Raw genomic sequence first — 19,773 nt, forward strand, 5'->3', positions numbered from 1 at the left:
CGTCACGGGAGGCGCGGGTGAGGGGACGACCGGTCGGAGGTGCCGAGGATCGCGGCCGCGACCGACCCGGGGGCCTCGCGCTGCACGAAGTGGCCGACGCCGTCGAGCTCGATCAGCTCCCGGCCTGCGGAGAAGTACCGGCCGTTCGCCCGTGCGAGGGCGGGCGTCTCGCAGCCGTCGGCCGTCCCGAGGAGGAAGGTCGTCGGCGCGTCGATGCGCGGCCAGGCGTCGAGGGCCTCCTGCGCGGCGCGGTACACGGCCCGGCCGGGCGCCTCCCCGGCGCCGTGCCGGTAGTAGTCGACGACCGTGTCGGCGAAGCCGCTGGTCGCCGTCGCCGCGAGGACCTCCTCCAGGGCCTCCGGCGGGAGGGAGCCCGGAGGCGACCACTCCCGCCAGGCCCAGCGGACGAGCTGCGCCGGGTCGCCCCGGAACGCCTCCGCTCCCGCGGCCGTGCAGAGCCAGTAGCGATACCAGGCCGCGGCGGCGTCGTCGAGGACCTCGCCGCCGCTCAGCTCGCTCGACGGTCCGTACGCGGTGGCGAGGGTGACCAGTGCGCCGACCCGCTCGGGCGCGAGCGCCGCGACGGCGTGAGCGGTCCGCGCTCCCCAGTCGTGGCCGACGAGCACGACAGGCCCGAGGTCGAGCGCCTCGAGGAGATCGAGCAGGTCGGTGGCCAGCGCGGCCACCTGCCCGGACCGCGCCCCGGGGTCGACGACACGGGTCCGCCCGCCCCCGCGCAGGAAGGGGCGCACCACCCGGAGCCCGGGGGGAAGCAGCTCCAGGACGCCGTCCCAGGTGGCGGGGACGTCGGGGAAGCCGTGCACGAGCACGAGCGGAGTGCCGTCCACCGGTCCCTCGTCGAGGGAGTGGACGTCGGTGAAGCGCGTGGACAGGACGCGCGCACCCGTCCCCTCCCGCTCCGGCCCGTCCGAACGGGAGTGCCGCGGCCCGCTCACGGGCGGTAGAGGGAGTCGACGGGGACCTCGCGGCTCGAGCCGTCCCGGGTGGTGATCGTGACCTGGTCCCTTCCCGGAGGTGTGCGGACGGAGTGCGCTCCCGCGTCAGTCGGCGAAGATCGCGCCGACCGGCTCGCGCTTCTCGGCCTGGAAGCGGTCCTCGGCGCGGCCGAGAGCCCAGTAGGCCGAGAGCGAGAGCGCCCGGCGCTCCACGCCCCACTCGTCCTGCAGGAGGGCGCGCAGCTGCTTCATCGCCGTGCGCTCGCCGTGCGCGAAGACCTCGAGCACGCCCTCGAGCCTCGGCTCGGCCCGCACGGCCACGACCAGCGCCCGGCCGGCCTCGAGACCGCCGCGGTGCAGCCAGCGCACCTCCACTCCGGCCGGAGCGGGAAGATCGAGCTCGTCGGCGGCCGAGTCCACCTCGATCAGGACGAGGCCGCGGGCGTGCGCGGGCATCCCTTCGAGGGCGGAGGCGATCGCCGGCAGAGCGGAGTCGTCGCCGAGCAGCAGGTGCACGACCTCGGGGTCGGCGCTCGGCGACCAGGCGCCGCCGGGCGCGGAGAGCGCGATCCGGTCACCGGGAGTCGCGGCGAGCGCCCACGGTCCCGCCACCCCTTCGTCGCCGTGCACGACGAAGTCGACGGCGATCGAGCGCCGCTCGAGGTCGACCGAGCGGACGGTGTAGGTGCGGCGCACGGGCAGCTGCTCGGGGGCGACGCTCGCCCGGAGCGCGTCGAGGTCGAAGGGCGGCTGGAGGTCGGAGCCGCGCGGCGGGAGCAGGAGCTTCACGTAGCGGTCGGTCGCGGCGAGGCGCTCGGGGTCGGACTCGGTGAGGAACGCGTCGAGCCCGTCGCCGCCGAGGTGCACGCGGACGAGGTGGCCGGTGAGGCGCTCGGTCCGCAGCACGGTGAGCACGTGCTGGCTGCGGGCACGGCGCGGGCGGTCGGGGGACGGGGCGGCGTCGGTCATCCGTCCAGCATGCCCGGTCGTGCTCGGTGCGGGCCGAGTGCAGGCCGCTCGCGGGCGGGCGGGCGTCGAGGGGTCACGATCGGTCGCTTCGGGAGGGCGGAAGGAGCCGTTCGTGACGCATCGGAGCAGGCCGGGACGTCGCGGCGGCGCCGAGCGCGAGGCGGCGGCGCGGGCGCGCGTGCGGACGAGCGGGCGTCGAAGGGTCACGAACGGTCGCTTCGGGAGGACGGAAGGAGCCGTTCGTGACGCATCGGAGCAGGCCGGGGCGAGGCCGGGGCATCGCGGCGGGGATCCGCGCGAGGCGGCGGCGCGGGTGGGCGCTGATCCGTCGCTCACGGCCCGCGGAGGAGCGCAGGACGGGCCGTTCGCGACGGATCGGCGCGGGCCGGGCGCGACTGGGCGCCGCATGCGGAGCGAGCGCGGGCCTGCCGGAGGGCGCCGGGCGTCGATCCGTCACGAACGGCCCGTGCGGGAGGACGGAACGGGCCGTTAGCGACGGATCGGAGCGGGCGGCCGGAGGCCGGGCCGACGGAGCGGAGCGGACAGCAGCGCACGTCGGCGGAGCGGGCGGCGCCGCGGCCGGTCAGCGACGGGTGGGAGCGGGCCGCCGGAGGCCCGGACCGACGGAGCGGAGCGGACAGCAGCGCACGTCGGCGGAGCGGGCGGCGCCGCGGCCGCCCGTGGGCGGGGCGGGCGGCGCCGCGGCCGGTCGGCCCGGCGGACGGCCGGTGGCGCGAGGTGCGCTCGCGCGGGGCGCGGCGGCGGGGGCGCGCCTACTCTCGCGGGATGACTGCGACGGCTCCGCGACTCCGGCACGACCGACTGGTCGCCCCCGACGTGCTGCGCGGAGTGGCGGTGGCGGCCATGCTCGTCGCGCACGCGATGCCGCTCGTGCCGAGCGCGCGCACGGGGGTCGTCGGGTTCCTGGCGTGGAACGTCAACGATCTCGCGTCGCCGCTGTTCGCGCTGGTGATGGGGATGTCGGCGGCCCTGGTGCTCGCGCGGCCCGGTGCCTCCCCCGGGCGGGTGCTGCTGCGGAACGCGATCCGCGGCGCGGTGCTCGTGGCGCTCGGCGTCTGGCTCGAGACCTGGGGCAGCTGGATCGCGATCGTGCTGCAGTACCTCGGCGTCGTGCTCGTGCTCGGCACGCCGCTGCTGCTCCTCCGCTCCCGGACGATCGCCGCGCTGGCCGCCGTGCTCGCGCTCGCCGCCGGGCCCGCGAACGCCGCGGTCGCCGCCGCCGCATCCGGCTCTCCGCTCGCCCTCTGGCTCTTCACCGGGCCGAGCTACCGCGCGACCAACCTGCTCCCCTTCTTCCTCCTCGGAGCCCTGCTGCTGCGGCACGGCGCGCAGCGCGACCGGCTGCTGCCGGCGCTCGCGGCGGTCGCGGTCGTCGCGTACCCGGTGCGGCCGCTGGTCGCGCTCCTGCTCGGCGTGGAGTCGCCCTCCGGCAGCCTCCCGGACACCCTGCACGACCTCGGGCTCGTGCTCCTGGCCTACGTCGCGGTGGTGCTGTCGACCACGTCGCGCTCCCCCGCTGTCCAGCGGCTGCTGGTGCCGCTCCGGGCGATCGGCACGCTCGCGCTCTCGGTCTACGTGCTGCAGGTGGCTCTCGTCGCAGCGCTCGCGCGGGCGGGCCTCGGCTACTCCGCCGACACTCCGCTCGCCGCTCTCGCCCTCGTGCTCGGTTCGTGCACGGCCGCCGTGCTGTGGTGGCGGTTCCTCGGTGCCGGCCCCGTCGAGCGGCTGACGGCGCGGCTCACCGGGCTCGTGCCGCGCTGAGCCGCCCGGCGGCCCGGACGAAGCCCGCGGCGAGGACCTGAATCCGCGGCGAGGACCTGAGCCCGCTGCGGCCCGCGGCGAGCTCGCCTGAGCTCTCAAGGTCCGCGGCGACCCCGGCTGATCCCTCAGAGCCCGGCAGCCCGCACACGAGCGCGGGCCGCCGGGCGTCCCCTCCCTCAGCGCGCGAGCGCCGACGCCTCCTTCGCGAGGGCCGGGCCGTGCGCCGCGAGCACCAGGTCGCGCACCGCGGTGGCCGGGAGCGACGCGGCTCCGGCCGGAAGCAGGTCCGCGTCCGAGGCCAGCACGAGCGGAGTGTCCGCCGACGAGGACGGCAGCCTCCCGTGCGTGCCGCGCACGAGCGACGCGTCCAGGGGCACCAGGTTCATCGCGTAGCGCAGCCCCAGCGCCTTCTTGGCGAGGTTGCCCGCCGCCTTCGCCTTCACCAGCGGGTCGGCCGGATCGAAGAAGAGCTCGGCCGGGTCGTAGCCGGGCTTGCGGTGGATGTCGACGCCGCGGGCGAAGTCGGGCGCGCGGTCGTCGTCGAGCCAGTAGTAGTAGGTGAACCACGCCCCCGGCCGGGCGACCACGACGAACTCCCCCGAGCGCTCGTGGTCGAGGCCGTAGCGGGCCTGCGCCTCCCGGTCGAGCACCTCGTCGACGCCGTCGAGCCCCTCGAGGATCGAGCGCACCCGCGGCAGGTCCGCCGCGTCCTGCACGTAGACGTGGGCGACCTGGTGGTCGGCGACGGCGAACGCGCGCGACGTCCACGGGTCCAGCTGCTCGCGGCCGTCCTGCACGTAGACCTCGAGCAGGCCCTCGCGGCGGAGCGCCCGGTTCACGTCGACCGGGGTGTCGGCGTCGGCGATCCCGTACTCGGCGACCACGATCACCGACGCGCCCAGCGCCTCCGCGTCGTCGAGCAGCGGAGCGAGCACCACGTCGAGCTCCGACGCGGCCCGGCGCGCCTCGGGCGAGTCCGGTCCGAAGCGCTGGAGGTCGTAGTCGAGGTGCGGCAGGTACGCCGTGGTCAGCTCGGGCGGGCCGGAGCCGTCGCCCGCCAGCACGTGCCGGGTCGCGTCGACCATCCACTGGGTCGAGCGGAGCGACGCGGTCGGCCCCCAGTACTGGAACAGCGGGAAGGCGCCGAAGCGCGAGACCAGCTCGTCGTGCAGCGCCGGCGGGCGCACGTACGCGTCCGGCGACTTGCGGCCGTCGGCGTGGTAGATCGGGCGCGGAGTGACGGTGACGTCGGTCGTCGCCCCCATCGCGTACCACCAGCCGATGTTGGCCGCGCGGTACGGCTCCCCGCTCAGCCGGCGTGCGGTCTCCCAGACCTTCTCCCCCGTGACCAGGCGGTTGTGCTGGCGCCACAGGTGCACCTCGCCGAGGTCGCGGAAGTACCAGCCGTTGCCGACGATCCCGTGCTGCGCGGGCATCGAGCCGGTGAGCATGGTCGACTGCACGCTGCAGGTGACCGCGGGCAGGACCGTGTCCAGCGGCAGGCGCCCGCCCCCGCGGGCCAGCCGCGAGAGGCGGGGCATGTCGGCGAGCGCCGTCGAGGTCAGCCCGACCACGTCGAGCAGCAGCACGGGCCTCACAGCGCCGCCGCCTGCGGGAGGAGGGGCGCCAGCAGCGCCTCTCGGGAGGCGGGCGTGAGCAGGTGCGCGGCCGCCCAGGCGAGCTCGGCGCCGATGCCCGTCGAGAGGTCGCTCGGGGCGTCGGCGAGCACCGACCAGGTGTAGGTCTCGACGTCGAGGTGGATCTCGTCGTACGGCCAGGCGGCGTCGACCGCCGAGACCGCCTCCGCCAGGACGGCCGTGGTCGCCGAGAGCGGCGCCTCCGGCCGGTGGTGCAGCGGCACGTGGAAGTGCACGCGCCACGGGCCGGTGCCGGGGAGCGTGTCCAGCGCCTCAGGCAGGTCGTCGACGCGGAGCACTCCGTCGATCCCGTTCTCGCGGGTCTGGTGCAGATAGCGCTTCTCGACGAACGGGGTGAGCGCGGCGCGGCCCGAGGGGTCCTCCAGGTGGAGCGCGGCCGAGGCCTGCACCTTGACCACGCGCAGGCCCGCGTCGCGGATGCGGCGGACGGCCGAGGCCGGGTCGGCGAAGGAGACGGCGAGGTGGCAGGTGTCGAGGCACACGCCCACGTACGCCGGGTCGACCACTCCGATCCGCGGGTGCAGCCAGTCGACGACGTCGTCCACGGTGTCGAGGATGCAGCCGGGCTCGGGCTCGATCGCCAGGCGGATCGCGTGGCCGGTGGAGCGGCGCAGGTCGCGCAGCTCCTCGACGAGCCGGGCGAGGTTGCGGCAGGCGGCCTCGTCCTGCTCCCGTCCCCAGCCCTCGCGCCAGCCCAGCGGCAGCGTCGAGATGCTGCCGTCGGCGCCGGCGGGCAGCAGGTCGGCCAGGATCCGCGCGCAGTCGATCGTGTACTGCAGGCGCTCCGGCGTGGTCCAGTCGGGGCGGTAGACGTCGAGCTTCACGACCTCGGCGTGGAACGCGGCGTACGGGAACGCGTTGAGCGTGCGCACCTCCAGGCCGTTGCGCTGCAGGGCCGCGCGGAGGACGGCGCGGTCCTCGGCGCTGGCGACCAGGCGGGCCGCGAGGTCGCGAGGGATCCACAGGCCGACTCCGACCAGGGCGAGCCCGGCGGCCACGCGCGCGGGTCCGGCGTAGACGTCGAGCTGGCGGACGACTCCGGCCAGGTCCTCGGCGGGATGGACGTTGGTGCAGTAGGAGAGGTGCATCACACGACCTCCGCCACGCGCGGGGCGCCCCGGAGCACGGAGTTGCCCTCGAAGGTGCGGCCGGCCGACTCCTGCACGTCGAAGCCCGCGACGGGCGAGAGGTCCAGGCGTCCGCTCTGCCCGTAGAACTCGACCGGGTTCTGCCAGAGCAGCCGGTCCACGTCGCCCGCGCTGAAGCCGGCGACGAGGAGGAGGCGGCCGGTCTTCGCGGTCGTGAGCGGGTCGGAGCGGCCCCAGTCGGCGGCGGAGTTGACCAGCACGCGGTCCAGCCCGATCCGCTCGACCAGCGTCACCAGGCGGGTCTCGTCCATCTTCGTGTCGGGGTAGATGGAGAAGCCCATCCAGCAGCCGGAGTCGCGGACCGCGTCGACGGTGACCTCGTTGAGGTGGTCGACGAGGACCCGCCCGGGCTCGAGCCCCGAGTCGGCGACGACCTCGAGGGTGCGGCGGGTGCCCGACTCCTTGTCGCGGTGCGGGGTGTGCACCATCGCGGGGAGGCCGTGCTCGCCGGCGAGCTCGAGCTGCTGGCGGAAGACCTGGTCCTCCTCGGGGGTGAGCGAGTCGTAGCCGGTCTCACCGACGGCGACGACGCCGTCCTTGGCGAGGTAGCGGTCGAGCTCGGGCAGGACGGCCCGGCAGCGCGGGTCGTTCGCCTCCTTCGGGTTGAGCCCGATGGTGCAGTGGTGGCGGATGCCGAACTGCGCGGCGCGGAAGCGCTCCCAGCCGATCAGGGCGTCGAAGTAGTCCGTGAACGAGCCGACGTTCGTGCGCGGCTGGCCGAGCCAGAAGGAGGGTTCGACGACCGCGCGGACGCCGGCGTCGAACATCGCCTGGTAGTCGTCGGTGGTGCGGGAGGTCATGTGGATGTGCGGGTCGAAGATGCGCATCGTCGCGCCTTTCTCATCGGTGGTGGTGCCCCGCGGTCGGGGCGGCGTTCGGGGGCGGTCAGCTCGGCAGGAGCACCGCCAGATCGTCCGGGAGCGGGCGCCCGGCCGCGCGGCGCTCGTCCGCGAAGCGGCCGGCCATCGCGCGCAGCTCGGCGTCGCTGCGCTCCTCCAGCCCGGCGACCGCCGCGAGCGGGACGCCGAGGAAGACGAGCTTGAGCACCCCGTGCCGCCAGGCGTGCGCGTCGAGGTGGCGGCGGGCGAAGGAGCCCATCGCCGCGGCGACGAGCCGGGTGTCGTTGGCGCGCAGGGCGTCGGCGGTCAGCTCGAGGCCGGCGAGGGTCGTCGCCGGTCCCGGGTCGACGAGGACGTTCAGTCCGGCCAGCACTCCGCGGCGCTCGGCGCCGTCCCCGCCGCGGTAGAGGCGGAGGAGGAGAGCGGCCAGGTCGTCGTCGCCGAGCGCCTCCGCGGCGGCCTGCACCAGGGCGGCGCGGGCCGCGTCGTCGTGCGTGCCGTGGACGAGGCCGTGCGGGTCCTCGGCGGGCCGGAGCGGCTCGCGTCCGGCCTCGCGGCCCGCGGCGGGGAAGAAGCGCTCGATCCGCGACGGGCACTCGAGGACGGCGGAGCGGGCGGCCGCGGTCCACGGGTGCTCGGCGTGCGAGGAGGCGCCGCCGAGCGCCTCCTCCATCGCCGCGAGGCTCGCCACGGCCAGGCGGGGCGCGTCGTGCGAGTGCCGGGGCAGCTCGACGGCGGCCATCCCGCGGTAGCCGATCTCGGCGAGGGTCGCGAAGGCGGCCGCGAGGTCGAGCGATCCGGTGCCGAGCTCGAGGTGCTCGTGCCGCTCCGGGAGCATGTCGTCGACCTGCACGTTCAGGAGCAGGTCCCCAGCGCTGCGGAGGGCTCCGACCACGCCGTCCGGCTCCACCACGACGCAGTGGCCGAGGTCGACCGTCAGCCCGACCGACTCCGGGTCGCCGAGCTCGCGGCGCAGCAGCAGCGCGTCGGCGACCGTCTCCACCAGCATCCCCGGCTCGGGCTCGACGGCCAGCCGCACGCCGTGGCGCTCGGCCGTCGCGACGACGCCGCGCATGCGCTCGACGAGCAGCCGCCAGGCAGCGGCCGCATCGGCGCCCGCCGGCACGACCCCCGACCAGAGGGAGACGGCGTCGGCGCCCAGCAGCGCGGCGATCTCGATCGCGCGCTCGAGGAAGCGGACGCGGGGGCCGGCCTCCTCGTCGACCAGCGTGGGGCGGTGCTTCGCGAACGGGTCGAGCAGGTACCGCGCGCCCGTCTCGACGACCACGCGCAGGCCCAGCTCGTCGAGCCGCGACCGGAGCGCCAGCGTCCGCTCGCGCCAGTCGGCCGCGAAGGGATCGAGGTGCGGGTGCCCGAGGGTGAGCGCGACGGCGCGGTACCCCGCGGCGTGGATCACCGTGAGCGCGTCGTCGAGGGTGTGGTCGGCGAAGCCGTTGGTGCCGTAGCCGAGGACGGGTCCGGTGGCGCTCATGTGATGTCCGCCGTCCGCGGGCGGCGGAGCAGGAGGGAGCCGAGCGCGTCGAGCGCGAGCAGCGCCGCCCCCAGCTCGGGACGCTTCAGACCGGCGAGCGCGGCCTGCAGCGGGATCATCCCGGTGATGCCCGCGCGGGTCGCCGTCCGCGCGGCCGCGGCCGTCGGCGTCCGCACGGCCTGCAGCTGCGCGGTGAGCACGAGCAGGAGCCAGCGGCCGAGGCCCGCGGCGACGACCGCGGCGGGGGCGGCCCGGCGCTCGGCCAGAGCGCCGGCCGCGGTGGACAGCGCGATCGCCGCGGTGCCGGCCGAGACCGCTCCCGCCGTGACCGGAGTGGTGCCGTGCACCTCGCCGCGCGAGAGCACGGTGACGCCGAGCGTGTGCGCGGCCACAGCGGCGGAGGCGGGGGCCGCCGCGCGCACGCCGTCGACGCCCGCACCGAGCAGCACGTCGAGACCGCGGCAGGCCGCCATCACGACCGGGCCCAGCGGAGTCGGCTTCGCGAGCAGGTCGTACGACCAGATCCCGGCCGCGAGCGGCAGCGAGAGCGCGAGCGAGCGCCGCCCGTCCACGACGGCCGCCACGGCGATCCCCGCCGCGGTCAGCGCGGCCGCCGTGCCCAGCGCCGCCGAGCGCCGGATGCGCCCCGAGGGGATCGGCCGCTCGGGCCGCTCCCGGGCGTCGAGCTCGGCGTCCGCGTAGTCGTTGAGCGCCATGCCCGCCGAGTAGAGCAGCGCCGAGGCTAGCGGGAGCGCGACCGTGCGCGCTCCCACTCCGCGGCCCGCCCACGCTCCGCCCGCGACGGTGTCGCCGATCACGGTCAGCGCGGCCTTCGCGCGGACCAGCTCGAGGTAGTCGCGCAGCTCAGCCATCGCTCCGCGTCCCGCTCGTCACCGGGGTGCGGCGCTCGGCGACGAGGGCGCCGGTGCGGGCGGACCAGGCCACCAGCTCGGCCGTCTGCTCGGCGAAGCCGTGCACGTCGCTGCCCCACGGGTCCTTGAAGAAGAAGCCGAGCTCGCCGACGGGGCCCGAGACGCCGGCCTCGTCCGCGAGCGCCAGCAGGCGGGCGAGGTCGAGGATCAGCGGCGCCGCGAGTGCCGAGTCGTACGCCGACCAGATCGTCTGCACCGTGATCCGCGAGCCGAGGAATCCCTCGGCGTGCACGTGGTCCCAGGCGGTCTTGACGTCGCCGAGGTCCGGGACGTTGTCGATGTGGAGCGGAGTGACGACGTCGTCGCCGAGGAGGCTGCGCAGTCCGCGGTTCTTCGAGACGAGCTTCGAGCGCACCGCCTCCGGGTCGGCGAGGGTCTGCCCGTCGCCGCCGCCGAGGAGGTTCGCGCCCGCCCACGAGAGCACGCGCATCCCGCGCGCCGTGAACATCGGCGCGAGCACGCTGCGGAGCAGGGTCTCCCCCGTCTTGCCGTCCTGGCCGGCGATCGGGATCCCGGCCTCGGCGGCCCACTCCTCCAGGGCCGGCAGAGCCAGCGCGGTCGAGGGAGTGAAGCAGGCGTAGGCCGCGCCCGCGACGACGGCCGAGAGGGCGGCGATCGAGCTCGGCGGCAGGAGGCGCTCGCCCGGACGCGCCAGGGCGGCGCGCAGAGCGGCGAGGTCGTGGAACTCGGGACGGTCGGCCGGCAGCACCTCGGTCGAGGCGACGTCGATCACGACGACCCGGGCGAGGCCGTGGCGCTCGCGGAAGGCGACGATGTCGGCTGCCCGGCGGTCGATCTCCTCCTGCTGCGACGCGGCGTCGGAGGGGGCGAGGCGGATCTCGGCGTCGGTCGCGTCGATCCGGTCGGCCACCTCGGCGACGACCGAGGTCGGGAACATGCCGCCGGCCGCGAGGCCCGTGGCCTTCTCGAGCAGCGGGGTCGGCGAGACGTCGTGGCCGCCGATGACGATGTCGGCGAACCCGGCGAGCGGGACGTCCTCGAAGGCGGGGGTCGCGGTGGCGCAGCCCGAGCTGGGCGCGGCTCCGGCGGCGATGGCGTGCAGGCCCACGGCGGCCGTGGTGGCGACGCTGCCCCGGGCCCCGATCAGCCAGAGGCCGATGCGCCCACTCGATCGGGGGGCGCCTGTGGTGGTGGTGTCGGACGAGGTCATCGTTCTCTCCTGTCTGGAAGGGCTGGCTGAGCGGCGATCGTCGGGGCGCACCCGGGCGATCGGAGTGGGGAGGGGCCGCGGCCGGGCGCGCGTCGCGCCTCCGGCCGGCCGTGTTGCGCAGGACCCGCACGCAGGGCCCGCCGAGATTGCGCAACCGTGCGTCGACTGGTTTCCTCAGGTGTGCTGTCCCCCGAACCCGTCCTCCGGGCCGAGAGAAGGAGCTGAGCGTGGCCGAGCGCGCGGGTACCGCGACCGGCGACATGCTGAGGCTGTTCGCCGACGGTCGACCGCGCACCCGCGCCGAGCTGGTCGAGGAGACGGGCCTCGCGCGGACCGCAGTGATGACGCGCCTGGAGCAGTTCTTCGAGCTCGGACTGATCGCGCACCTCGACCGCGCTCCGTCGACCGGCGGCCGTCCGTCCGCGCGTCTCGTCTTCGACCCGGCCGTCCGCTCGCTCCTGGCCATCGACCTGGGCGCGGCGCACTCGACCATCGCGCTGACCGACTTCGACGGCCGCATCATCGCCGAGCGCCGCGAGGAGCTCGACATCGCGCAGGGCCCCGTGGCGGTGCTCGGGCACGCGCTCGACGTCTGCGACGGGATCCTCGCCGCGGCCGGGGTCGACCGCTCCGCCCTCGCGGGCATCGGGGTCGGCGTGCCCGGCCCGGTGGAGCACGCGAGCGGCCGCCCGGTGCGCCCGCCGATCATGCCCGGCTGGGACGGCTTCGACATCCCCGCCTTCGTGCGCCGGCGCTACGACACCACGGTGCTCGTCGACAACGACGTGAACCTGCTGGCGCTCGGTGAGCGGGCCTCGCGCTTCCCGCACGCCCTCGACCTGATGTTCGTGAAGGTCGGCACCGGCATCGGCGCGGGCATCGTCTCGTCCGGGCTGCTCCAGCGCGGAGCCCTCGGCTCCGCGGGTGATCTCGGCCACGTCCAGGTGCCGCGCACGGCCCCGGCCGCGGCGGGCGGTCAGGAGGGGGACCTCGAGGCGGTCGCGGGCGGCTCCGCTCTGGCCGCCGGGCTCGCCCGGGCGGGCCGCGACGTGCAGTCGGTGCGCGAGCTGATCGACCTGCTGAAGGCGCGCGATCCCGAGGCCGTCGAGGCGGCGCGGATCGCGGGACTGCAGCTCGGCGAGGTGCTGGCCACCTGCGTGAGCCTGCTGAACCCCTCCGTCATCGTGCTGGGCGGCGCGGTCGCCCTCGCCAGCCCGGAGATCCTGACGGCCGTGCGCTCGGTGATCGACGAGCGCTCCCTCCCCCTCGCGACGCAGCGGCTCGACGTGGTGACCGCCGAGCTGGGCGGCAGCGGGGGCGTACGCGGTGCCGCGCTGATGCTGCGCGGGCACCTGCTCAGCCCCGCCGTGGTGGACGGCTTCCTCGAGCAGCTGCGCGCCGAGGGGCGGGCGGTCCGCTAGAGCGGCGGCCTCGCGCCCGGAGGCGGCGGGCCGCGCCGGCGCGATCCCCCGCGGACCGCGTCGGCCGCACCCGGTCAGGAGCGGACCTCCGCGCGGTCGGCGTCCTCCGGCTGGGCGCCGAGAGCGGCGGCGACGGCGGCGTCGATGCGCGCCTGCTCCCCCGCGGCCCGGCGGCGGCGGCGGACGACGGTCAGCACGATGAGCCCGATGAGCAGGGCGAGGAGGAGCACGGCGCTCCACGGCACGGCCGCGGCCGAGGTCTCGGCGGTGGCGACCGGCACGTCGGGGACGACGACGGCGGAGTCGGCCTGCGCGGCCTGGTCGGCGGTGACGACGGTGCCCGAGAGCGCGGCGCGGGCGGTCGCGACGAAGAGCGGCCAGACTCCGGCGACGGTCACGGTGCGCGAGACGGAGGTTCCGGGGAGGAGCTCGGGCAGCGGCTCCGGGTCGGTCGCGGACACCGGCGCGAGGCCGAAGAGGCCGGCGACGCTGATCTCGGCGCCCGGCGCGATGCGGGTGTTGCCCGCGTTGGTCACGGTGTAGTCGACGGTCGCGGAGCCGGGGGCGAAGGGGTTCCAGCCGCCCTCGTACGAGACGGCGAGGCCGTCGATCGACAGGCGCGGGGCGAGCTCGCCGCCGACGCGGAGGTACATCCGCGAGCCCAGGCGCCGGTCGACCGAGACTCCGGTCTCGCCCTGCACCAGGATCGAGGAGACGACGCCCGCGGCGTAGTCGCCCGGGGTCACGTCGTCGGGGACGACGACCTCGAACGGGACCTGCACGCTCTCGCCGGCGGGCACGGTGACCTCGGGCTCGGGGAACGCGATCCAGCTGCCGAGCTGCGTCGAGGGCTCCGCGGCGGGGAGCAGGTCGAGCTGGCCGGCCTCGGTGATGAAGCCGTCGGAGCCGTAGACGCGGAACGTCTGCTCCTCGTCGTCGTAGTTGGAGACGATCAGGGCGTCGCTGAGGCGGCCGCCGGGATCGAGGGCGTACGCGTAGTTCGGCCGCTCGCTGCCCTGCTCGGTGTCGGCGGGGCGCACCCCCCAGGTGACCGGCGTGGAGGCGGGGTCCGCCTCCTGGGCACCCGCCTGAGCCGAGAGGCCGCCGGCTGCGAGGAGCGTCATCAGCAGCAGGGCGGCGGTGGTGCGGGAGGTGCGTGGCATGAGCGACATCGATCAGGCTTCCGTTGCAAGGGGGGATGCCTCCCCGCGGGACGCCGCTCCGGTACGCGGCACGCCGAGCGGGGCGGACCGGAGTGGCGTCTCGCGGGGAGACGGGGGGAGGGTGGGGCGGCCCGGAGGCCGCCCCACCGGTGCTAGCCGAGCGCGGTGAGCGTCAGCGTCGCGGTGTAGGTGCCGGTTCCGACCGAGAGCGGGAGCTTCAGGTCGAGGTCGGCGCCCAGGACCGAGGATCCGGTCGGGTGCTGCGCCGCGGCGGAGCCGAGGACGCGGGGCGTGGCGAGGCCGTTGCCCGAGTCGAACCCGGAGGGGACGGCTGCGCCGGCGACGGCACCGCCCGTGTTCTCCAGGACCTCGGGGGTCCAGCCGAGGTGCTTGCCCGAGAACGTCTTCTCGCCGGAGCGGAAGTCGCTCAGCTGGCCGGTGACCGACCAGGCCGGGCCGTTGAGGCGGGTGTCGGTCACGCGGACCGGCACGAGCTCACCGGAGGCGGCGAAGTGGTCGCCCTGCTCCTCGGCGACGCCGAGGTTCACCAGGTTGCTGGTGCCCTCGAGCGTCCAGGTCAGCTCGCCCTTGTTGGCCTCGGGGACGATGACGGCCACGGCCTGGTCGCCGGCCGCCGCAGCGCCCGCCGCCGTTCCCGTGAAGGTGCCGTCGACTCCGGCGGCGGTGTTGCCCGCGCCGAAGTTGACCGCCGGCGCGTTGTCGGCGAGCGCGATGCGCCCGCCGACCGTCGAGCCCGCGAGCTGGACGTTGCCGGAGTTGCCCGAGAGCGTGAGGTTCCCGCCCACCGTGTTGCCGAGGGCCGAGGCCGAGCCGTCCTCGTTCGCGCCCAGGAGGACGCCGCGCGAGGAGCCGGTGACGGCGAGCGAGCCGCCGACGATGGCGCCCTGCACGTTCACGCCGAAGTCGCTGCCGGCGAAGGTGGCGTCGCCGCCGACGCTGGTGCGATCGACGTCGACGTAGTTCGCCGCGTCGGTGCTGACCGAGCCGTCGACCGAGAGGTCGCTGAACTCGACGTCGATCCCGCCGGCCTCGACCATGCCGCCGACCGTGAGGTCGCGCAGGTAGAGGAAGCCGTTGCGGCTGCCGTCCGAGAACGAGACGACGTCTCCGCCGACGCTGGTGCCGTCGATCGAGATGCCGTACGCGTCGGTGCCGATGACGTCGCCGCCGATGGTCGCCGAGGTGGCGTCCAGCCAGGCGTCGTCGCCGACGATGACGTTGCCGGTGACGGTCACATTGCCGAGCACGCAGGTCTGGCCCGCGCCGACGTTGAGGTCTCCGGTGATCGTCTGGTTCCCGAGCTCGGTGGTGCAGTCCGTCGTCGCCGCGAAGGCGGACGGTGCGGCGACCATCGCGAGGGAGGCGGCCGCGAGGACCGCCGTGGGCGTCTTCCACTTCATGGGGGTTCTCCTCGGTGCGCTCGTGCGCGTCGTGCTGGTGGTGGTGCTGTCGGTGCGGCGCGCGCGGCGCGAGGTGCGCTCAGCCACGGAGCGCAGCGATCGCGGAGTAGCTGCGGGAAGCGGCCTCGAGGGAGTTCCCCGTGCTCGGCGGCGTCGCCAGCGTGGGAGCGGTGTCCTGCTCCCAGACGCCGAAGCGCTGGCCGCGGTCGCGCAGCTCCGAGAGGAACGCCTGGTAGGGCAGGTTGCCCGCGCCGAACTCGACGATGTCGTAGCCGTTGGTGTTGGCGTTGTTCGTCTTGCCGTCCTTGAGGTGCAGGATCGGGTAGCGGCGCGGGTTGCGCTTGATGTAGTCGAGCGGCTCGAAGCCCGGGTAGAGCTTCTTGCCGACGTACGCCCAGTAGACGTCCATCTCGAGGTACACGTGACGCGGGTCGGTGTTGTCGTAGAAGAGGTCGTACAGGCGGGTCTTGGGGTCGTCCGTGGCGAACCCGAACTCACCGGCGTGGTTGTGCTGGTAGAGCTTCATGCCCGCGGCCGAGACCTGCTGGCCCCACTTGTTCCACTCCTCCGCCGCGGCGAGGTAGCCCGCCTTGGTGTTGACGTTGGTGGGCGCGTTGCCGGTGCCGAGGTGCGGCGTGCCGAGGATCTGCGCGATCTCGATCTGCTTGCCCAGCTCCGAGCGGAGGAGGTTGGTGCCGACGTGCGAGCCGACGGCGCGGAGGCCGTTGTCGTCGAGCAGCTGGCGGATCTGCTGCGGGGTGATCGCTCCGACGTTGCCCTGGGTGTACCCGGCGAACTCGATCTCGCTGTAGCCGATGCGGCCGAGCTCCTCGAAGACGGCCCGGAAGCCGAGCGACGAGACCTTGTCGCGGACGCTGAAGAGCTGGATGCCGATGCGGTTGATCGGGACCAGGCGCGTGGATCCGGACGAGGGCGCGGGGGCGGCCGTCGCGGGCGCCGCGAGGGCTCCCGCTCCGACGCCGACCGCGACGGTCGATGCGGCCAGGGCCGTCATCAGCGAGCGCCGGCTCATCGGCTTGGCCGTGATGGATGCGTGGTGGTGGTGCATCATTTCTCCTTCGAAATGGCAGATGGTGCAGGGGGTGGGGGGCCGGCCGGCCCGGTCGAGCCGGCCGGCCCCTGCGCGGGGGCTACTGCTGGACGGTGAGGTTCAGCAGCGCCGACGCGGCGTTGGTGTCCGCCGTGGCGGTGTGGGTGACGGTCAGCTTGTAGCTGCCCGCCGCGAGCTTCGGGAGCGTCACCACGACGTGCCCGTTCTCGTCGAGGGTCCCGGTGAGCATCGCGACGGTGGAGAGGTTCCTCTTCACCATCACGCTCACCTGACCGGTGCCGGCGACACCCGTCGAGGACTTCGCGTCGACCGTGACCTGCGCGCTGGCGCCCGGCTTGACCGGGTTGGGCGAGACGGTCGCGGTGAGCTCCGAGGCGGCCTTCGAGACGATCAGGCGGGCGGTGCCCTCCGAGGCCTTGAAGGTGGCGTCCGAGCCGTACGCCGCACGGAGGGTGTGGGTGCCGGCGCCGAGGGTCTTCGGCAGGGCGAAGGTCGCCTTGCCGTCCTTCAGCGTCGCGCGGCCCAGCTCGGTGGCGCCCTCGTACAGGACGACCTCTCCGCCGGGGTTCCCACCCTGACCGGTGACCGTGACGGTCGCCTCGCCCGGTGCCCCGAAGGTCACGCGGGGAGCCGAGAGCGCCACGGTGGTGGTCGACGCGGCGGTCGGGGCGTTCGCCGCGGCCAGGTCGATCGTGAACTTCACCGTGCCGACCGCCGAGACGTTGCCGCCGGTGTCGGTGGCGCGGTACTGGATCGTCCGGGCGCCGTTCGTGGTGAACGGGACCGTGTACGCGCCGTTGACGGCGCGGACCGTGGTCCACGTCGTGCCGTTGTCGGCGGAGTACTGGACGGTGGAGAGCGCTCCGTTGTCGGTGGCGGTGAGGCCGAGGGTCACGGGCTTGTTGTAGACGCCGCCGACGCCCGCAGGCGCTGCCGGGTCGAGGGTCGCCGCGACGGTCGGAGCCGTCTTGTCACCGGCGCCGACACCCTGGAAGGTGAGGGAGTCGAGCGACAGGCCGCTGGGCGAGGTCACGTAGAGCGAGCCGGTGCCGCGGGGGACGTTGGTGCCGAAGGGGACGAGGACGTCCTTCCAGCCGGCTCCCGCGGGGATGGTCGCTGTTCCGAAGGGCGCTGCGTCGGCAGCGTTCCAGCGGAGGTCGACGGTGCCCTCACCGGTGGCGCGGACCACGACGCCGGTCAGGTTGGCGAAGTTCACCGGGTCCCAGCGCAGGAAGGATCCCGCACCGAGTCCGCTGACGGCGTTGCCGCCGCTGGCTGTGGTGTCCGCGTAGGGCAGGACGCCCTCACGGGCGGCGTGCTCCGCCTCCTGCGTCTTCGGGTTCAGCCGCAGCGTCGCCTCGGCCGCAGCCGGGGGCAGGCCGTTGAAGCCGCCGTCCGTGTAGGTCACGACGACGGTGCCGTACAGCAGCGCGCCGGGGCCGTGCTCGGGCGAGTCCTTGGACGTCGGGAACGCTCCCTTGGCACCGGTGCCGGTGACCTCGGGGTGGGCGTGCTCGTCGTGGCCGAGGCCGTAGGTCCAGCCCACGCGGCTGCTGACGATCTGGTCGCCGTCCTCAGCGTCCTTGCCGGTCACCTGGTAGGGGATCGCGTCGCCCCAGCTGAAGAACGAGCCGTTGCCGGGCGTCTGGATCTGGATCTGCGGCGCCTGGTTGCCGACCGAGATGACCCGCGAGGTCAGGCTGAACTTGCCCTTGGCGTCGGTGACGCGCAGACGGGCCGTGAACTGTCCGAGCTCGGTGTAGGTCTTCTTGACGGTCACTCCGGTGGCGTCGAAGGTGCCGTCGCCGTCGAAGTCCCAGTCGTAGGTGAGCGCGTCGCCCTCGGGGTCGGTCGATCCCTTGGCGTCGAACGTGACCTCGAGCGGGGTCTGCGAGGCGGACAGGGGGGTCGCGGTGAAGCGGGCCTGCGGCGCCTTGTTGCCCTCGGCGTAGTCGATCCGGTACAGGCCCGCGTCGGGGTTGGCGCGGAAGAATCCGTCGCCGTACTCGATCACGTACATCGACCCGTCGGGGCCGAACTCCATGTCCATCGGGTTGTCGTGGATCGGCTGCGCGGCCTGGCTGAGCGCCGCGTTGGGGAGGAAGTCCTCGATGTGCGTGACCGCGCGGTCCTCATCGAGCGTGAACGCCGCGATGTAGTCCTGCGAGAACTCGCCGAAGAAGGTCTTCTTGTCCCAGTACTCCGGGAACTTCGACGTCGAGGTGTTGTCCGCGTCGAAGTGGTACACCGGTCCGCCCATGGGGCCCTGGCCGGTGCTGGTCCCGAAGTTGACGAGCTCGTCGAACGGCTGGTCGCCGGGGTTGTCGCCGTAGTAGACGGTCGCCGCCTTGGCGTCCGGGATGTCGACCAGGCCGGTGTTCCAGCGCGAGTTGTTCTTCAGGTTCTCCGGGTCGAAGAAGCCGCGGGGCGTCGACGTCTCGAAGTTCCACTCGTTGTACGGCGCGTTGGGTCCGTGGACGTAGGGCCAGCCGGAGTTGTGCGGCTCGTCCAGTCCGGTCGCGTTCCACTCGACGAGGCCCATCGGGCCGCGGACGCCGTCGGCCGCAGCGGCCTTCGTGGCGTCGGGGCCGTAGTCGCCCCAGGAGAGGGTGTTCGTCTCGGCGTCGACGTCGATCTTGAACGGGTTGCGGACGCCCATCACGAAGATCTCGGGGCGGGTCTTCTCGGTTCCCACCGGGAAGAGGTTGCCCTCGGGGATCGTGTACGAGCCGTCCTCCTGCACGGTGATCCGGAGGATCTTGCCGCGGAGGTCGTTCGTGTTGCCGGCGCCGCGACGCGAGTCGAAGCCCGGGTTCATGCGGGGCGCGTCGTTGTTCGGCGCGAAGCCCGCGGCACCCGGAGCGCTCGCCGGCGTGTTGTCGCCGGTGGAGAGGTACAGGTTGCCGTCGGCGTCCCAGTCGAAGTCGGCACCCACGTGGCAGCACTGCCCGCGCTGGGTCTCGATGTCGATGATCTTCTGCTCGCTCGCGAGGTCGAGGCCCGAGCCGGTCCACTTGAACCGGGAGAGGCGGTTGATGCCCTTCCACTGGTCCCAGTAGCTGTCGGTCGCGCCCTCGGGCAGCATGTTCGGGGCCGCGCCGGTCGGGGTGTTCCCGGGGGGCGCGTAGACGAGGTAGACCCACTTGTTCTCGGCGAAGTCGGGGTCGATGCCGACGGACTGCAGTCCGTCCTCCGAGTTCTGGTACACGGGGATCGTGTTGACGACACGGGTGGTGCCGGTCTTGGGGTCGGTGTGGCGGATCTCGCCGTTCCGAGCGGTGTGGAGGACCGACTTGTCCGGGAGGACGGCCAGGTCGAGGGGCTCGCCGACGTTCTTCGTCAGCAGGACCTTCTCGTAGTTGCTCCAGTCGAGAGCGGATGCTCCGCCCTCGGAACCGTGGTCCACTCCGTCGTGGGCCGAGGCGGGCAGGCCGAGGGCGGTGAGTCCGGAGACCGTCACCATCCCGGCGATGCCGAGTGCGAGAAGACGCCTGATGCTTCTTCTCGAGGATCGCTTACCATTCATGCGTGATGTGATTCCTTCAATGAGGTGTTCATCGCAGAGGCCGGGTCCGTCGCTGTCCGCACGACTGAGCGGATCCGGTCTCCTCCTGTCCGGCCCTGGGGCCGGTGTCTTGCACTCCTCCTCCTCTCGCGGATGCCGGTGGCGCTGCGCTGCGGGTCGTCAGTGATCCCGGGGCGGCGCCGAGGTGGGGGCCGGCGCGGGATGGTTCCCGCGCCGACCCGGG

14 protein-coding genes are annotated in these 19,773 nt (G+C 74.3%); 2 read left to right on the forward strand and 12 right to left on the reverse strand.

Annotated features, from left to right (window positions below):
* Nucleotides 1–2 precede the first annotated feature (2 nt).
* Together C5C69_RS10370 and C5C69_RS10375 are read right to left on the reverse strand one after the other, a co-directional pair.
* Nucleotides 3–956, reverse strand: a complete 954-nt coding sequence (locus C5C69_RS10370; protein ID WP_104257855.1) for an alpha/beta fold hydrolase — start codon at nucleotides 954–956, stop codon at nucleotides 3–5.
* 105 nt (nucleotides 957–1,061) lie between these two features.
* The gene (locus C5C69_RS10375; RefSeq protein ID WP_104233536.1) at nucleotides 1,062–1,925 is read right to left on the reverse strand and encodes a siderophore-interacting protein; all 864 of its coding nucleotides are present in this window, start codon (nucleotides 1,923–1,925) and stop codon (nucleotides 1,062–1,064) included.
* A 786-nt stretch (nucleotides 1,926–2,711) separates the two neighbouring features.
* Between C5C69_RS10375 and C5C69_RS10380 the strand changes: the two genes are divergently transcribed.
* Nucleotides 2,712–3,707: a DUF418 domain-containing protein gene (locus C5C69_RS10380; RefSeq protein WP_104257856.1), complete on the forward strand. Its 996-nt coding sequence runs from the start codon at nucleotides 2,712–2,714 to the stop codon at nucleotides 3,705–3,707.
* Between the two features lie 176 nt (nucleotides 3,708–3,883).
* On the opposite strand, the gene C5C69_RS10385 is transcribed toward C5C69_RS10380, so the two are convergent.
* From C5C69_RS10385 to C5C69_RS10410, 6 genes are read right to left on the reverse strand one after another with little or no spacing between them, the layout of a single operon-like run.
* A complete protein-coding gene (locus tag C5C69_RS10385; RefSeq protein ID WP_104233534.1) occupies nucleotides 3,884–5,305 on the reverse strand; it encodes an alkaline phosphatase family protein in 1,422 nt (473 codons plus the stop codon).
* Nucleotides 5,302–6,453, reverse strand: coding sequence for a metabolite traffic protein EboE (eboE, locus tag C5C69_RS10390; protein WP_104226604.1), 1,152 nt, complete (start codon nucleotides 6,451–6,453; stop codon nucleotides 5,302–5,304). The genes C5C69_RS10385 and eboE overlap by 4 nt, the downstream gene beginning before the upstream one ends.
* A complete protein-coding gene (locus tag C5C69_RS10395; RefSeq protein WP_104222466.1) occupies nucleotides 6,453–7,340 on the reverse strand; it encodes a TatD family hydrolase in 888 nt (295 codons plus the stop codon). The genes eboE and C5C69_RS10395 overlap by 1 nt, the downstream gene beginning before the upstream one ends.
* Nucleotides 7,341–7,398: 58 nt before the next feature.
* Nucleotides 7,399–8,844, reverse strand: coding sequence for an EboA domain-containing protein (locus tag C5C69_RS17260; protein WP_104257857.1), 1,446 nt, complete (start codon nucleotides 8,842–8,844; stop codon nucleotides 7,399–7,401).
* The gene (locus C5C69_RS10405; protein ID WP_219812364.1) at nucleotides 8,841–9,716 is read right to left on the reverse strand and encodes an SCO3242 family prenyltransferase; all 876 of its coding nucleotides are present in this window, start codon (nucleotides 9,714–9,716) and stop codon (nucleotides 8,841–8,843) included. The genes C5C69_RS17260 and C5C69_RS10405 overlap by 4 nt, the downstream gene beginning before the upstream one ends.
* Nucleotides 9,709–10,947, reverse strand: a complete 1,239-nt coding sequence (locus tag C5C69_RS10410; RefSeq protein WP_104226602.1) for an inositol-3-phosphate synthase — start codon at nucleotides 10,945–10,947, stop codon at nucleotides 9,709–9,711. Before C5C69_RS10410 ends, C5C69_RS10405 begins: the two co-directional genes overlap by 8 nt.
* Nucleotides 10,948–11,174: 227 nt before the next feature.
* Between C5C69_RS10410 and C5C69_RS10415 the strand changes: the two genes are divergently transcribed.
* Nucleotides 11,175–12,368 (forward strand): ROK family protein, encoded by a 1,194-nt coding sequence (locus C5C69_RS10415; RefSeq protein ID WP_244229502.1) that lies wholly within the window; start codon nucleotides 11,175–11,177, stop codon nucleotides 12,366–12,368.
* A 74-nt stretch (nucleotides 12,369–12,442) separates the two neighbouring features.
* Here C5C69_RS10415 and C5C69_RS10420 read toward each other — a convergent pair whose 3' ends face one another.
* The 4 genes from C5C69_RS10420 to C5C69_RS10435 form a co-directional block, all read right to left on the reverse strand.
* Nucleotides 12,443–13,531, reverse strand: coding sequence for a hypothetical protein (locus C5C69_RS10420; RefSeq protein ID WP_146076959.1), 1,089 nt, complete (start codon nucleotides 13,529–13,531; stop codon nucleotides 12,443–12,445).
* Nucleotides 13,532–13,683: 152 nt separating this feature from the next.
* A complete protein-coding gene (locus C5C69_RS10425) occupies nucleotides 13,684–14,952 on the reverse strand; it encodes a hypothetical protein (protein WP_104226600.1) in 1,269 nt (422 codons plus the stop codon).
* 79 nt (nucleotides 14,953–15,031) lie between these two features.
* Nucleotides 15,032–16,021, reverse strand: coding sequence for a sugar phosphate isomerase/epimerase (locus tag C5C69_RS10430; RefSeq protein WP_219813837.1), 990 nt, complete (start codon nucleotides 16,019–16,021; stop codon nucleotides 15,032–15,034).
* A gap of 82 nt (nucleotides 16,022–16,103) precedes the next feature.
* Nucleotides 16,104–19,550: a PQQ-dependent sugar dehydrogenase gene (locus C5C69_RS10435; RefSeq protein ID WP_146083623.1), complete on the reverse strand. Its 3,447-nt coding sequence runs from the start codon at nucleotides 19,548–19,550 to the stop codon at nucleotides 16,104–16,106.
* Nucleotides 19,551–19,773 lie beyond the last annotated feature (223 nt).

The organism is Rathayibacter sp. AY1C7 (assembly GCF_002931865.1).
GTDB lineage: Bacteria > Actinomycetota > Actinomycetes > Actinomycetales > Microbacteriaceae > Rathayibacter.